The sequence below is a fragment of the Streptomyces geranii genome, from assembly GCF_002954775.1.
GTDB classification, from domain to species: domain Bacteria; phylum Actinomycetota; class Actinomycetes; order Streptomycetales; family Streptomycetaceae; genus Streptomyces; species Streptomyces geranii.
Genome location: NZ_PJME01000017.1, coordinates 26,062 through 39,305 on the forward strand (window position 1 = coordinate 26,062; position 13,244 = coordinate 39,305).

The 13,244-nt window shown below is 70.8% G+C and carries 11 protein-coding genes; 8 read left to right on the plus strand and 3 right to left on the minus strand.

Annotated features, from left to right (window positions below; genetic code table 11):
- Positions 1-5 precede the first annotated feature (5 nt).
- A complete protein-coding gene (locus tag CW359_RS22705) occupies positions 6-1,016 on the minus strand; it encodes a helix-turn-helix transcriptional regulator (RefSeq protein ID WP_105971922.1) in 1,011 nt (336 codons plus the stop codon).
- A 108-nt stretch (positions 1,017-1,124) separates the two neighbouring features.
- Here CW359_RS22705 and CW359_RS22710 point away from each other — a divergent pair, with 108 nt between their 5' ends.
- Positions 1,125-1,490, plus strand: a complete 366-nt coding sequence (locus tag CW359_RS22710) for a VOC family protein (protein ID WP_105971923.1) — start codon at positions 1,125-1,127, stop codon at positions 1,488-1,490.
- A gap of 128 nt (positions 1,491-1,618) precedes the next feature.
- On the opposite strand, the gene CW359_RS22715 is transcribed toward CW359_RS22710, so the two are convergent.
- Positions 1,619-1,825, minus strand: coding sequence for a hypothetical protein (locus tag CW359_RS22715; RefSeq protein ID WP_105971924.1), 207 nt, complete (start codon positions 1,823-1,825; stop codon positions 1,619-1,621).
- 230 nt (positions 1,826-2,055) lie between these two features.
- Complete coding sequence (locus CW359_RS22720) at positions 2,056-5,067, minus strand: SARP-family global regulator AfsR (RefSeq protein ID WP_105971925.1); 3,012 nt, start codon at positions 5,065-5,067, stop codon at positions 2,056-2,058.
- Between the two features lie 222 nt (positions 5,068-5,289).
- Between CW359_RS22720 and CW359_RS22725 the strand changes: the two genes are divergently transcribed.
- The 7 genes from CW359_RS22725 to CW359_RS22755 all read left to right on the plus strand — a co-directional run bounded on the left by CW359_RS22725 (position 5,290) and on the right by CW359_RS22755 (position 13,218).
- Complete coding sequence (locus CW359_RS22725; RefSeq protein ID WP_105971926.1) at positions 5,290-6,561, plus strand: amidohydrolase family protein; 1,272 nt, start codon at positions 5,290-5,292, stop codon at positions 6,559-6,561.
- Between the two features lie 122 nt (positions 6,562-6,683).
- Positions 6,684-7,526: a vWA domain-containing protein gene (locus CW359_RS22730; RefSeq protein ID WP_105971927.1), complete on the plus strand. Its 843-nt coding sequence runs from the start codon at positions 6,684-6,686 to the stop codon at positions 7,524-7,526.
- Between the two features lie 2 nt (positions 7,527-7,528).
- Positions 7,529-8,389, plus strand: a complete 861-nt coding sequence (locus CW359_RS22735) for a protein phosphatase 2C domain-containing protein (RefSeq protein WP_105971928.1) — start codon at positions 7,529-7,531, stop codon at positions 8,387-8,389.
- A complete protein-coding gene (locus CW359_RS45390) occupies positions 8,390-10,720 on the plus strand; it encodes a hypothetical protein (RefSeq protein WP_157968620.1) in 2,331 nt (776 codons plus the stop codon). It abuts the gene before it with no gap.
- 142 nt (positions 10,721-10,862) lie between these two features.
- Positions 10,863-11,369: a hypothetical protein gene (locus tag CW359_RS22745; RefSeq protein ID WP_105971929.1), complete on the plus strand. Its 507-nt coding sequence runs from the start codon at positions 10,863-10,865 to the stop codon at positions 11,367-11,369.
- Between the two features lie 105 nt (positions 11,370-11,474).
- Positions 11,475-12,392 (plus strand): LLM class F420-dependent oxidoreductase, encoded by a 918-nt coding sequence (locus tag CW359_RS22750; RefSeq protein ID WP_105971930.1) that lies wholly within the window; start codon positions 11,475-11,477, stop codon positions 12,390-12,392.
- A gap of 145 nt (positions 12,393-12,537) precedes the next feature.
- Positions 12,538-13,218 (plus strand): response regulator transcription factor, encoded by a 681-nt coding sequence (locus CW359_RS22755; RefSeq protein ID WP_105971931.1) that lies wholly within the window; start codon positions 12,538-12,540, stop codon positions 13,216-13,218.
- Positions 13,219-13,244 lie beyond the last annotated feature (26 nt).

Below are 13,244 nucleotides of genomic sequence, written 5' to 3' on the forward strand. Positions count from 1 at the left end.
GCGGGTCAGGGTGTTGGTGGCGGCGCATAGTGGTGCGCGAGGTCGGTGGCGAGGTCGCGAAGGTGGGCCCTGGCTTCGGTGGGGCCGTGCACGGTGATGGCGCTCCCGAACGGCAGTAGTGCGCGCACGTCCTCCAGATGCGGGAAGCGGATGGTCACCTTGCGGCCGGTGGCGGATTCTTCGTGGTCGCCGTGGTCGCCGTGGTCGCCGTGGTTGTCATGGTCGTCGAGGTCGTCCGGGACGAGTCGCAGGCCGAAGATCCGTTGCGCTCGCTCGATCTGGCCCTGGTCGATGGTGGCGCTGACCTCTATCGCGTGGTCGTGCTCCCACTGATCGATGAGCGCCGCGGCGACGGTGGCCAGGGTCTGGCTCTCGCGGAGCTGTCGTGGCTGGTCGACCTCCTTCCACGTCGTGATCCGTTCGAGCCGGTACATCCGGGGCGCTCGGGCGCGGTCGGCGACGAGGTACCAGGTGCCGGCCTTGGCGAACAGCCCGTAAGGATCGACGACTTGGTCGCGTGGGCGTACCGAGCGTGGGCTGTCGTACTCGATCCGCAGCCGGCGGCCCCGCCGCACCGCGCCGATCAGCGAGGCCGGAGTCGGGCCGGAAGCCCGCGCCTGACGCCAGGGACGGCTGTCCACGTGCACCACGTCGGTGAGCGGCAGGAGTTCATGGACCCGGCGTGGCTGTGCGGCGGCGATCTTGGCGAGCGCGCGTCGGCCCTCGGCCGATGCGTCCAGCTCCGCACGCTGCTTCTCGTCCAGCCCGGTGAGCGACAGGTGATCGCGCTCGTCCGGTGTGAGCCGGGTGAGGTCGGGCCCGGACCCGGGCAGCATGGTCACGCCTCCGAGACGGCCCCGGTGCGCGGTCACCGGCAGACCGGCGTCGCGGAGCCAGTTCAGGTCCCGGGTGATGGTGCGGAGGGACACCCCGAGCGCCGAGGCGAGTTCCTGTGTGGTCACGGTGTCCCTCGATGTGAGGAGCAGCATCAGGGTGAAGAAACGGTCCGGGGTCACGTGCCAATTTTCTCAGGAATTGCGCCAGGATATGGCGCATATCCAGGTCAGGCTGGTGGACGCGTACCCACCTACCCACCCACCTACGACCTGGGAGAAGGAACAACCATGACCAGATCCGTCGTGTCCATCGTCTACGTGAACGACGCGCCGGCCGCGGCTCGTTTCTACGGCGGCCTGCTCAACCTGAGCCCCTCATTCGAGACTTCGGGATACATCACCTTCGACCTCGGGCCGGGCGCCGAACTCGCCGTGTGGTCCGGCCAGTTCGAGGATCTGTCACCGGACGTGCCGCGCACCGGTGAGGTGTGCCTGGCCATCGACGGTGGACCCGAGGAGCTCAACGCGACCTTTGAGCAGTGGAGTTCCCAGGGGGTCACGATCCTGCGCGAGCCTCATGACTTGGGGTTCGGGCTGACCTTCCTGGCGGCCGACCCAGACGGGAACCGCATCCGCGTCGCACCGCGGGGCTGAGTCGCACCGCGGGGCTGAAAGGCCGCGGGGTTTCACCCCCGCACACACCACGACCGCGGCGGCTCCCCCTCCGCGCCGCCGCGGTCGTTCCCCGTGTGCAGGTGTACGTGTCTGCCGTGACCGGCGGTTCAGGCCTGCTCGTCCGTCGCGTGGATGTCGTCCGTCGTGGCGGTGGCCGTCGTCGGTTCCGTCGTGGCGTGGATGTCGCCCAGGGTCGTCGCCGTGGACTTCGTCTTCTTGGCCGGCTCGCTCGTCGCGTGGATGTCGCCCAGCGTCGTGGCGGTGGCCGGCTCGGACGTCGCGTGGATGTCCTTTGTCGTGATCTCGTCGCTCATCTTGCTGTCTCCCCTGAATGGTGACCGTTGGAATGAGGGGCCCGTCCCTCGACTCCCCCGTGGATCGTGGGACGGGCCCCGAGCCGGTTCACCCCCAAAAGGTCCGGCTCCGTGTCGTTCCGCCTGCCCCCCGACGCGACGGCTCGACGGGACGAGACTGCCGGACGGCGATAAACGAACGATGAACGACCCTGGTTCCGGGCGCTTTTCACCGTTTGTCCAGGCAACCCTCAGCAGCTCGTTCGCGTCGGCCGCCCCAGCAACTCCCGTACCGCGTCGCCCTCCGGCGCCTCCAGCGTCTCGAAGATGGAGAGCGCGTCCTTCCAGCACACCTGCGCGCGGTCCAACTGGCCGATGCCGTGCAGGGCACGGCCCAGGACCGTAAGGACATTTCCGCGGCGCCACTCGCCGCCGATGCCGCGCAGTACCGTCAGCGCCTGCTCGGCGTTGGTCGCCGCGCGGGCCGAGCGGGCGGCGGCCAGGTCGACCTCGGCGAGGCGGAACAGGGTCATGCCCTCCCACAGGCGCTGCCTGCTGTCCCGGAACACCCGCAGGGCCTCCTCCAAGTGCTCAGCCGCGTCCGCCAGTTGGCCGCTCTGGGTGAGGGCCAGGCCGAGCGCGTAACGGCCGTTGGCCCCGCGCACGGTGTGGCCCATCGCGTCGTACATCGCGGTGCCCCGCTCGGCCAGCGCGACCGCGCTGTCGGTGCGGCCGGTGGCCAGATGGATACGGGACAGGTTGCACAGGGCACTGGCCTCGCCCGGACGGTCCCCGTAGGCGCGGTAGTTCTCGATCGCGCGGGCGAAGTGGGCCTCGCCCGCGTCGTGCCTGCCCTGGTAGAGCGCGATGATGCCGCTGAGGTTGGACGACCAGCACGCGGTGTACTGGTCGTCCGCCGCCAGCGCCAACTCCGTTGCCTTCTCGGCCTCCTGGACCGCCGCGTCGAAGTCGCTGCCCGAGATGTGGTGCACGAAGCCCAGCGTGATGCGGGCCCGCGCCTCCGTGCGCGGGTTCCCGGCGGCCCGCGCCGCGTCCCGCACGATCGCCGCGACCGCCTCGTACTCCCGGGAGTTGGTGCCGGACTCGGCCAGCTCGACCGCCGCCCACAGCACGTCGGCGGCCCGGCGCAGCGTCTCAGGACGGCTCGCCGACTGCCGTACGCAGGCCAGCACGCACACCGCCTCCGCGTGCACCCAGTCCTGCGCCGCGTGCCGGTCGGCGAAGGTCAGCCCCGGATACACCGCGTGCTCCAGATGGTCGACCAGCCGGTCCTCCGGTCGCTGGATGCGGTACGTCGCCGCCACCGTCGCCAGATAGAAGTCGAGCAGGCGGGACATCGCCGACGCCCTTTCGCCCGGCGGGTGTTCGTCCCGCTCGGCGCAGGCACGCGCGTAGAGCCGTACGAGATCGTGGTACCGGTAGCGGCCGGGCGCCGCCGATTCCAGCAGCGAGGTGTCCACCAGGGACTCCAGGACCTCCTCGGCCTCCTCGACCGGCCTGCCCAGTACGGCCGCTGCCGCCGCCAGCGAGATGTCGGGACCGTCGGCCAGGCCCAACAGACGGAAGGCGCGCGCCTGTTGGCGGTCCAGGGCGCCGTAGCCCAGCTCGAAGGTCGCCTTCACCGCGAGGTCGCCTGCCTGGAGTTCGTCCAGGCGCCGACGTTCGTCCGCCAGCTTCTCCGCCAGGACCGACACCGTCCACGTCCGGCGCGCGGCCAGCCGGGACGCCGCGATCCGGATCGCCAGCGGCAGGAAACCGCAGGCAGCCACCACGTCCAGGGCCGCCTTGCGCTCGGCGGCGACCCGCTCCTCGCCCACGATCCGGGTGAACAACTGGAGTGCTTCCTCGGGGGACATGACGTCCAGGTCGACCAGATGGGCGCCGGCCAGGTCCACCATCCGCACCCGGGAGGTGACCAGGGCCGCGCAGCCCTCCGTGCCCGGCAGCAGCGGGCGTACCTGGGCGGCGTCCCGGGCGTTGTCCAGCAGGACCAGGACGCGGCGGCCGTCCAGCAGCGAGCGGTACAGGGCCGCGCGCTCCTCCAGCGAGTCCGGGATCGCCGAGTCGGCGGCGCCGAGGGCGCGCAGGAAGGCGCCCAGGACCGTCGCCGGTTGTGCCGCCTGCGTTCCGGCGCCCTGGAGGTCGATGTACAACTGCCCGTCGGGGAAGGCGGATCTGGACTGGTGGGCCACGTGCACGGCGAGGGTCGTCTTGCCCACGCCGCCGATCCCGGCCAGCGCCGACACCGCCATCACCCGGCCCTGCGCCGCCGACGCGGAGGACGCGGACGACAGCACCTTGCTCAGCTCGGTGACGAAGGCGGTACGGCCCGTGAAGTCCGAGACCGTCGCCGGGAGTTGGGCCGGGCGCACGGGCGCCGGGGCGGGCTCGGGGGCGAGCGGCGCGGAGGGCTCGGCGAGTCCCGGGTCCGCGTTGAGGATGCGCTGCTGCAACTCCTTGAGCCCGGGCCGGGGATCGACGCCCAACTCGTCCGCGAGCAGCCTGCGCGTGTCCGCGTACACCGCCAGGGCCTCGGCCTGCCGGCCGCTGCGGTAGAGCGCCAGCATCAGCAGTTCGCGCAGCCGCTCCCGGAGCGGGTGGGCCGCCGTCAGAGCCGTCAACTCGCTGACGGACTCGGCGTGGCAGCCCTGCTCCAGGTCCATGTCGAGTCGTGACTCCAGGAGTTGCAGCCGCCACTCCTCCAACCGGACGCGCTGGGCGTCCGCGTAGGGACCGGGCACGCCCGCCAGCGGCTCCCCGTCCCACAGGTCCAGGGCCCTGTTCAGGACGTTCCGGGCATGGCACAGGTCCCCGGCGTTCTTCGCCTTCTCCGCCTCCGTGGCCAGATCCTGCGCCACCGCCAGATCGAGGGCCCCCTCGCTCAGCGAACGGATCGCGTACCCGCCCGCGTCGCTCACCAGCACCCAGGTGCCCAGCACCTTGCGCAGCCGCGACGCGTACGTCCGCAGTGCCGCCAGCGCCTGCGAGGGCGGTTCGTCGCCCCACACCGCGTCGATCAGCTCGGCCGCCGTGGCCGTCCGCCCGTCGCGCAGCAACAGCGCGGCCAGCAGCGCCCGTTGCTGCGGGGAGCCGTTGGGCAGCGGCGCTTCGTCGCGCCAGGCCCGCACCGGCCCGAGCACGCTGAAGCGCAGCGCAGTCGGGGAGTCCGCCGAGGATTCCACCGGAGTATCCCTGGGATCCCGCTGTGCCGGCACTCGCGGTACAGCCGGTATGTCACCCATCACCGCTCCCTGCCGAACTTCATGACCAGGAGAGCAGTTTGCCTTGTTCCCGGGGTGTCCGTCAGCTGTCGAGACAGCGATCACAGATCGGCGCACGGCATATCCACGAAGTACTACAGAGTTCTCACACTGTCTCCGCACAGAGGTGTGCGGCGGGTGAGCGGTGAGTGACCGGCGACCGCATAGCTGACGGTTCGTCAGATCAGCGCTACCGTGCCTGATATGGAGACAACTGTGGAGAGCGCGGAGACGGCGACGAGCACCTTCCCGAAGATCATCTCGGTGGACGACCACACGGTGGAGCCCCCGGGCGTCTGGCAGGACCGGCTCCCGAAGAAGTACCTGGACATCGGCCCGCGCGTGGTCCGCGCACCCCTGAAGGAAATGACCTTCCTGGGCGGCCGGTTCAAGCCCGTGATGGGCCGCCCCGGCGACGACGGCCCGATCGGCGACTGGTGGATCTACGAGGACCTGCACCGCCCCCTCACCCGCCTCGACACCGCCGTCGGCTACGACCGGGACGAGATCAAACTCGAAGTCATCACCTACGAGCAGATGCGCCCCGGCTCCTACGACGTCCCGCAGCGCCTCGCCGACATGGACATCAACCACGTCCAGTCCGCCGTCTGCTTCCCCACCTTCCCGCGCTTCTGCGGCCAGACCTTCACCGAGGCCAAGGACCACGAACTCGGACTGCTCGGCGTGAGGGCGTACAACGACTGGATGGTCGAGGACTGGTGCGGCCCACAGGCCCAGGGCCGCCTGATCCCCCTCACCCTGATCCCGCTCTGGGACGCCGAGTTGGCGGCGGCCGAGGTCCGGCGCAACGCGGCCCGGGGGGTCCGCGCGGTCGCCTTCTCCGAGATACCCCCGCACCTCGGGCTGCCCTCCGTGCACGGCGACGAGTGGGACCCCTTCCTCGCCGCCTGCGCCGAGACCGGCACGGTCATCGCCATGCACATCGGCTCGTCGAGCCGGATGCCGTCCACCTCCGCCGACGCCCCGCCCGCCGTCGGCTCCACCATCACCTTCGCCAACTGCTGCTTCTCCATGGTGGACTGGCTGATGAGCGGCAAGTTCGAGCGCTTCCCCGAGCTGAAGATCATGTACGCGGAGGGCCAGATCGGCTGGATCCCCTACATCCTGGAGCGCGCGGACGTCGTCTGGGAGGAGAACCGGGGCTGGGGCGGAGTCGCCGACAAGGTCCACCGGCCGCCGTCCGAACTCTTCGCCGAGCACGTCTACGGCTGCTTCTTCGACGACGCCTTCGGCCTGAAGAACCTCGACTCGATCGGCGTCGGCAACGTCCTCTACGAGACCGACTACCCCCACTCCGACTCCACTTGGCCCGGCTCGCGCGAGGTCGGCGAGCGGCAGATGGGGCACCTGGACCCGGAGGTCGTGGAGCGGATCGTCCGGGGCAACGCGATCGAACTGCTCGGGCTGACCCCGGACGGACTCTGGAGTCCGGGCAGTTCGGGGAAATCCGCATAACCGCATGTCGGGGGCGGGGTGTCCGGTACCGTGATTTCTCTTTGGGGGACAAGTAACCGACTTGTGCGAAAGCGCTGACCGGCGCCGACCGACGCCGGTCAGGGAGACACGGGGGCGTTCCGTTGCCGTACACCGCAGAGATCAGCCGGACCAACCCGGGTTGTTTCATCTTCCTCGTGGACCAGTCGGCGTCCATGAGCGACCCGATGGAGAGCGGTGAGACGACCCAGCCGCGCGCCGAGGTGGTTGCCAATGCCATCAACCGGCTCCTGACGGAACTGTCGGTCAAGTGCGCCAAGGAGGAAGGCGTACGCGACTACTTCCACGTCGCCGTCATCGGCTACGGCCACAACCAGGTCGGCTCCGCCTACCAGGGAGTCCTCGCCGGCCGCGACCTCGTCCCGCTGAGCGAGGTCGCCAACAACCCCGCCCGCGTGGAGAGTCGGACCAAGAAGGTGCCGGACGGGGCGGGCGGGCTGGTCGAGACGACCGTCCAGTTCCCGGTCTGGATGGACCCGGTCGCCAACGGCGGTACGCCGATGACCCGCGCCCTCGGCTACGCCGACACCCTGGTCGCGCACTGGGTCGACACCCACCCCGGCGGCTTCCCGCCGATCGTCCTCAACCTCACCGACGGCGAGTCCACCGACGGCGACCCGACCAGCGCCGCGATCGGCCTGGCCTCGCACGCCACCGCCGACGGCCCGGTCCTCCTCTTCAACCTGCACGTCTCGGGCAGCGGCGGCGCCCCGATCACCTTCCCGGACAGCGAGGAGCAACTGCCGGACACGTACGCGAAGTTGCTCTTCCAGATGTCCAGCGTCCTGCCCAGCCACATGCGTTCGTACGCCGCCTCGCAGGGCCACCGCGTCGGCGAGACCACCCGGGGCTTCGTCTACAACGCCGACATCGTCTCCATTGTGGAGTTCCTCGACATCGGCACCCGTGCGACGGAGCTGCGCTGACCATGGGGGACATCCCCGCGCTGCCGCGGGCGCAGTGGTTGTGGACGCAGAAGTCGGGCAGCGGACGGGAGGAGTACGAGGACGCCGCGTACTGCTGGCAGTCCGGCGAGGCCGCTGCCGACGGCGCCGGACGTCCCGTCGCGTCGCTGTACGTCGCGGTCTCCGACGGCGCCTCGGAGAGCCTGCTCGCCCGCGACTGGGCCCGCCTCCTGGTCCGCGACGCCGTCGAGTCGATGCGCCTGGCCGGTGACTGGTGGCAGGAACTCCCGACATTCGTACGGGACTTGATGGACCGCTCCGCCGCACACTGGGACGCCTTCCTCATCCGCTACCAGGCCGAGCGCGCCGCCCAGGGCAGACCCATCGCCTGGTACGAGCAACCGGGCCTGGAGAAGGGCGCATTCGCCACCGTGCTCGGGGCGGAGGTGCGGGCCGTGGTCCTGGCGGACGGGACGACCCGCTGGCACTGGTACGCGTTCGCGCTCGGCGACAGCTGCCTCTTCCAGGTGCGGGACGGACGGCTCCTTGAGTCGTTCCCGGTGCGTACGGTCGAGGAGTTCGGGATCACTCCCCAGCTGCTGGGCAGCCGCAACCACGACGTGGAGCTGGTGGCGCGGCGGATGCGCCTGGCGTCCGGCGAACTGCTGCCGGGCGACGAACTCCTGCTGGCCACCGACGCGTTGGCGGCCTGGCTGCTGTCCCGCACAACAGAGGCGGAACCGAGGGGCCTTGTGGACGCACCCGCCTTCGCCTCCTTCGACCAGGAGGACTTCGCCGAGTGGGTGGACGACCAGCGGGCGCGGGCCCGGATGCGCAACGATGACGTGACGCTCGTACGGGCGAGGGTGGGAGCGGAGGCGTAGATGGCGGTGCCCCCCGGCGGCGGCCCCGGACCCGGCCCCGGTTCGGGCACCGGCTCGGCCAGGAAGTTCCCGACGGGAGCGAACTACGCGGAGGCCCTGCAACACCCCGAACTGTGCTTCAGGGACCCGGACCTGAAGTTCGGCGCGGTCCAGCAGAGCCCGGTGCTCGGCCCGAAGGCGATCTCGGGGAACTTCGCCAGCGTCTTCTCCGTGACGGCGCGGAGCGGCCAGCGGTACGCGCTGAAGTGCTTCACCCGGGACAGCGCGACGCTTGGCAGGCGCTACTCCGCGATCAGTTCGGCACTCGGCGGGCTGGGCGGCACTGGTAAAGCCCTGTCCCAGCCGTGGCCGGTGGGGTTCGACTTCCTCGAACAGGGCGTCCTGGTCGGCCGGGAGTGGTACCCGGCGGTCAAGATGACCTGGATCCAGGGCACCGGCCTGATCCCCTGGATCGAACGCAATCTCGGCGACCCGTCCGCCCTGCACACCCTCGCCGACAACTTCCTCGCCATGACAGCCGACTTGGAGCGCAACGGCATCGCCCACGGCGACCTCCAGCACGGCAACCTCCTCGTGGCCGCCGGCGGCACCTTCCGGCTCGTCGACTACGACGGCATGTACGTCCCCGCTCTGCGCGGCGAACAGGCCACCGAGAACGGCCACCGCAACTACCAGTCGCCCAGCCGCACGGCCGCCGACTTCGGCCCCGCCATGGACCGCTTCTCCGCCTGGACCATCGAACTGGCCCTGCTCGCCGTGGCCACCGACCCCGGCCTGTGGACCCAACTACACGACCGCCACGGCGAGTTCCTGATCCTCTCCGAACCGGACTTCAAGGACCCGGCGACCTCCCTCGCCTGGCCGGTCCTGCTGACCCACCCGGACCGCGGGGTACGGGAGTTGGCGGGCAGGGTGAAGGGGTTCCTGGGCGAACCGGCGTCCGGGCTGCCGCCGTTGACGGTCGACGGGGTGCGGATTCCGGGCCAGCGGACGGGCGGGGGCACGGGCGGAAGCGGACGTGCGGGTGGTCCCGGGGCCGGTCTGGGCGGTGGCCGCCCTACGGTCACGTCCTGGACGCCGGCCGGTTCGGGAGCGGCGTCGGGAACAGGGCCGGGGCCGGGGCCGGGTGCGACACCGTCCGGTGTACCGGCGTGGATGGCGGGCCGGTTGGGCACCCAGGCGCCCGCGCCGAAGCCGGTGCGGCAACCCGCGGCGGGAACCGGGACAAGGGCAGGCTTCGGAAAGCGCGGCACCGGTGACCTGGTGGCGGCTGTCGGCGCGCTGCTCAGCAACTCCACGCCGGGCGCACTGGTCCTGGCGGCGGCCCAGCCGGTGGACGTCTTCCCCGCCGCACAGGGCGTGGCCCTCCTCACCTCCGCCGCCCTGATCGGCCTCGGCCGGCGCAGGCGCCCCGAGCACCGGGCGGCCCGCAAGCGGGTGCGCGAGCTGAAACGGCGCGCACGTGAACTCGCCGACCCGGCAAGCACGTACGAGCGTCTGGAGAAGGAGATCCGCGTCCTGGACGACGCTCTGGCCAAGGACAACACCGCCTCCGACCAGCGCATCCAGGCCCTGCAGCTCGAACTGCGCGACGGCCAGGCCCGTATCACCATGGAGCTGAACCGGCGTACGGACCAGGCCAAGCAGCAGCTGGCCGGGCTGGCGGCGAAGGAGCGGCGGCGGCTGGAGAAGGCGCTGGAACCGGCGGTCAGGGCGCACGTCCAGGAGAAACTGCGGCGGACGTCGATCGAGGAGGCGCGGTCGCTGAGCAACATGGGCAGCAAGATGGTCCAGGCGTTGCAGAGCGCGGGCATCCGAACCGCCGCCGATTTCATCGGCGTCGACCTCTCGCACAACCCGTCGGTGGTGTTCCTGGTACGTCCGGGCGGCCAGCGGGTCCGGGTCCCCGGCATCGGCGAGGCCCGCGCGAACGTACTGGACGTCTGGCGCCAGAGCCTGGAACACCGGGCCAGGCTCTCGGCCCCGACGACGGTGCCCGCGGCGGCGCAGGCCCAGATCAAGGCGGACATCGTCGTACTCCGCCGCACCCACAAGGCGGAGATCAAGCAGGCGGAGGGCGAGGCCCAGCAGAAGAAGACGGCCCTGCAACGCCGGATCACCGACGAACGCACCCGCCTCACCGGCCAGCGACAGCAGCGGGCGATGGACACACAGCGGAGGCGGGCGGAACTGCTGCAGAGGCAGAAGCAGTTGGCGGGCGCGGAGGTCGAACGGGGCCGGGTGGTATCGGAGTTGGGGGTCGCGCGAGACGAGGTCTGGGGGGAACTGGGCGTAGGCAGCTACGTGCGTTTTCTGCTGATCGGCCGGTGAGTGAACGAAGTTCGCTCATACGGAGAGCTGCCCGACTCCGTCATGACGACATGACGAAGGTTCCGGCGGGCGGGCATGACGGCGAAGGGCCGGGCTGCCGCGGGAGCCGTCAGTTCTTTGACTCTTCGACCAGGGAGAAGACATGCGCGGTGTCCGGCGGACCTTCGGCGTGGGAACGGCCGCGTTGGTACTCGGGGCAGGGCTCCTGGCCGGTTCCTCCGGCGCGGCCCAGGCGGCGGCGTCCGACTGCACGGGCGGCGCGGCCGGTTTCACCGACATCCCCGACAGCCTCAGCGGCCGGGGCGTGGCGGGCGCGGGAGCACTGGTGATCGGCAACCCGCACGCGGTCGCGTCGTACGCGATGCAGACCGGCAACGTCGGTGGCGTACAGGCGGGTTGGGGCGTCCTGAGCACCGGAGGACGCGACCACTGGGGACCCGGTGTCAGGGCCAGTGTCTGGATGGACGTCACCAACAACGACAAGGTGGACTGGATCCAGTGCGGCCCGTTCGAGGTGAGATCGTTCGGCACCAGGATCACCACCCCGGCCTACCCGACCAGCAGCTCGTCGAGCCGGGCCTTCCGGGTCTGCGCGATGCTGTTCAGCCCGGGGGAGACGGACGGGATCACCTGCACTCCCTGGTGGTAGGCAGGCAGTGGGCGGTCGCCCCTTGTTTCGTCGTTCCGCAGCGGTGACCATGATGCCAGCGCGCTGATGTGACGATCCGTCAGATACGAGGAGAGGGGCCCGCCCATGAGCTACGGCATGCAACTGCCCGTCCAGTCCCAGTCCACCCTCTACACCGAACCCTGGGAGGCCACCGCCACCCCGGCCACCCTCGTCGACATCGCCCGCACCGCCGACCGCTCCGGCTTCGCCTACCTCGCCTCCTGTGATCACGTCGCCATTCCCCGCCGGCTCGCCCCCGCGATGAGCACCGTCTGGTACGACCCTGTCGCCACCCTCGCCCACCTCGCCGCCGTGACCGAGCGCGTCCGACTGCTCAGTCATGTCGCCGTCGTCGGGCTGCGGCACCCCCTGCTCACCGCCAAGCAGTACGCCACCCTCGACCATCTCTCCGGCGGGCGGCTCATCCTCGGGGTCGGGGCCGGGCATGTGCGGGAGGAGTTCGAGGCGCTGGGGGTCGACTTCGAGCGGCGGGGCGCCGTGCTCGACGAGACCGTCGACGCGCTGCGGGCTGCCCTCGGGCCGGATGAATTCCCGGAGTTCCACGGCAAGTTGTTCGACTTCGAAGGGCTCGGGCAGCTGCCGCGGCCCGCCCAGGAACGGGTGCCCCTCTGGGTCGGCGGGTCGTCTCCCGCCGCCGTGCGCCGAGCCGCGCTCAAGGGGGACGGGTGGCTGCCGCAGGGGGACCCCCGGGACCGGCTTCGGGAGCAGATCGGGCGGATTCGGCGGTTGCGCGAACAGGCCGGGATCCAGGGGGCGTTCAGCGTGGGGGCGATCACCGAGCCGCTGTATGTGGGTGAGCCGGGGTGGGACGTGGGGCGGCGGACCGTCAGCGGGGCTCCGGAGGCTGTCGCCGAGTCGCTGCGGGCGTACGGCGCCATGGGTGTCGATCAGATCCAGGTGCGGTTCCGGAGCCGGAGTTCCGCCGAACTCCTCGACCAGATAGCCGCGTTCGGGGAGCAGGTGGGGCCCCTGCTCGACTGATCCGCTGTTCCGCTCATCGACTGGTCCGCCGAGCAGCCGTGCCCGGTCGGGTGGCCGGGGTTCTTTGAATCTTTGAACATGTCCACGCCGGGGCGCGTACGTATGAACGTACGGACGTCATGGTTCCGGCGGAAGGACATGCACGGTGCGCACTTCCCGGTTCGTCGAGCACTCGGCGCCCAGGCTGTCCGTCGCTCTCGCCTGCGCGGAGGGCGAGTGGCCGCACGAGAACTGGCCCGAGCCCGAAAGCCCGCACGTGGAACGGGCGTTGCACGTGGCACCGCCCTACCGGGAGCTGTGCGAGGAGGGCGCCGTGGACGTCGTCGTCCTGCGGTGCGAGGAGCCGACCAGTGAATTCCCGGTGCTGCTACGGGCCATGGGGGCCGTCAGTGTTCCGGTGATCGTCGTCAGTCCCCGGCAGGACACCGAGACCGTGGTCGAGGTGTTCCGGGGCGGGGCCGGCTATCTCGTCGAGGGCGACTACTGCACCTGCATGCTGTCCTCGGCGGTCGTGGCCGCCACCGTCGGCCACACCTACCTCTCGCCTGCCGCGTGCGCCGCCCTGCGGGACGGGGCGAAGGGCGCCTCCGCCTCCGTCGCCGGGGCGGCGATGGAACGGCTCCGGAGCCTGCTCTCGCCGCGCGAACGGCAGATCATGGAGCTGCTGTCGACCGGCCTGGGCGCCCAGGAGATCGGCCTGCGGCTGCGGTTGAGCGAGAAGACCGTCCGCAACAACCTCAGCAACATCTACGCCAAGCTGGACGCCCGGGGGAGTACGGACGCGGTGCTGAGATGGCTGGGGGCGGCCCCGGTCGTTCGCACCTGAGAACAGCTCGCGCGATACATTCGGGG

What these genes read in the sequence shown, in the direction of transcription:
- CW359_RS22710 (WP_105971923.1), top strand. Translation starts at nt 1,125, where the DNA reads ATGACCAGATCCGTCGTGTCCATCGTCTACGTGAACGACGCGCCGGCC.
- CW359_RS22715 (WP_105971924.1), bottom strand. Translation starts at nt 1,825, where the DNA reads ATGAGCGACGAGATCACGACAAAGGACATCCACGCGACGTCCGAGCCG.
- CW359_RS22720 (WP_105971925.1), bottom strand. Translation starts at nt 5,067, where the DNA reads ATGGGTGACATACCGGCTGTACCGCGAGTGCCGGCACAGCGGGATCCC.
- CW359_RS22725 (WP_105971926.1), top strand. Translation starts at nt 5,290, where the DNA reads ATGGAGACAACTGTGGAGAGCGCGGAGACGGCGACGAGCACCTTCCCG.
- CW359_RS22735 (WP_105971928.1), top strand. Translation starts at nt 7,529, where the DNA reads ATGGGGGACATCCCCGCGCTGCCGCGGGCGCAGTGGTTGTGGACGCAG.
- CW359_RS45390 (WP_157968620.1), top strand. Translation starts at nt 8,390, where the DNA reads ATGGCGGTGCCCCCCGGCGGCGGCCCCGGACCCGGCCCCGGTTCGGGC.
- CW359_RS22745 (WP_105971929.1), top strand. Translation starts at nt 10,863, where the DNA reads ATGCGCGGTGTCCGGCGGACCTTCGGCGTGGGAACGGCCGCGTTGGTA.
- CW359_RS22750 (WP_105971930.1), top strand. Translation starts at nt 11,475, where the DNA reads ATGAGCTACGGCATGCAACTGCCCGTCCAGTCCCAGTCCACCCTCTAC.